Origin of the sequence: Dyella sp. KRB-257 (genome assembly GCF_049445995.1) — a bacterium.
Classification (GTDB): Bacteria; Pseudomonadota; Gammaproteobacteria; order Xanthomonadales; family Rhodanobacteraceae; genus Dyella_A.
In genome coordinates, this window is the sequence record NZ_JBMSDZ010000058.1 from 1 (window position 1) to 1,127 (window position 1,127).

The window sequence follows — 1,127 nt, forward strand, 5'->3', positions numbered from 1 at the left end:
ACTCGGAAGTGAAACGCAGCTGCGCCGATGGTAGTGTGCTTCCGCATGCAAGAGTAGGTCACCGCCAGGGACCTCATACACCAATCACCCCCTCCACAAGAGGGGGTTTTTTGTGGGGCGCCATGCAATGCGCACTCCAATCGTGAAATACTCCCGTTGTTGATCGGCCATCTTTGCGATAGCGCATGTTTGTTCACGTGGAAAACCGACGACGCAGACGATTTCAGTGGGCGACGCTTTTACTGGTCAGCATTTGCGTGGCGGTGTTTGTCAGTCTCGCGCTGATGCCCGCGCCGCAGCGGATTTTCCTGCTGCTCGAATGGGGCACGATCCCGGCCAACATCTTCGATACCCATTTGCCGTTTCTTCCGCAACTGTCGGACCCCGCACTTGTGCGGCTGTTCACGGCGCTATTCATTCATGTCGAGTGGACCCACCTGCTCGGCAATCTACTGTTTTTGGCCATCTTCGGGTTGCCAGCGGAGCGTTCGTTGGGGTCGTTCCGCTTTCTTGCGTTGTTCGTGCTGGGCGGCATGGCTTCGAACCTGATCGGCGCGCTCTCGCTGGCCGGTGTGTTGCGCCCCATCATCGGGTGCAGTGGCGCGGTGTCTGCCGTGCTTGGAACCTACATGGCCCTGTTTCCGCGCGCACGCCTTGGACTGGTGCTGCCATTGGGCCTGTATTTCGAATTCGTGAGGGTGCCGGCATACCTGCTGATCGGCATCTGGGTGCTTTTGCAGTTCCTTTTCAGCTATGCCGGCCCGAGTTACGGAGCGGTGGTCTGGTGGACGCACATCGCGGGTTTTCTTTTCGGCGTCGTTTTCGGTTTTCTTTCCCGCGATGCGATCGCCCGCCGCCTGCGCAAGTAGTCACGGTGCGCCAGAGGCAACGGTGTCGCTTTCTTTTCATCGAGCGGTATGCAGACCGGTCGAGAGCGGCTTTGCCTGGCCTCGCCGATGTCCGCGAGCCGGTCTTCAAGGCCAATGGGCGGAAGGCCTGGCCCTACGTGTCAACGTATGACCCAACAGCTACCCTCGGTTTTTATCTATAACAAATGGGCTCCGCTGCTGGAGTACACCGATGACCACCAATTCACCCCTCGCCGCCGAGATCACGCCTGACCCGCG

Annotated in this window: 1 protein-coding gene; it reads left to right on the top strand. The window is 59.2% G+C overall.

The annotated features are described in order from the left end of the window. Positions 1-185 precede the first annotated feature (185 nt). A complete protein-coding gene (locus ACO2Q2_RS17490) occupies positions 186-869 on the top strand; it encodes a rhomboid family intramembrane serine protease (RefSeq protein ID WP_423257528.1) in 684 nt (227 codons plus the stop codon). Positions 870-1,127 lie beyond the last annotated feature (258 nt).

Bases quoted from the DNA above. Each gene is read 5' to 3' on its own strand.
- ACO2Q2_RS17490 (WP_423257528.1), top strand. From the start codon at position 186: ATGTTTGTTCACGTGGAAAACCGACGACGCAGACGATTTCAGTGGGCG.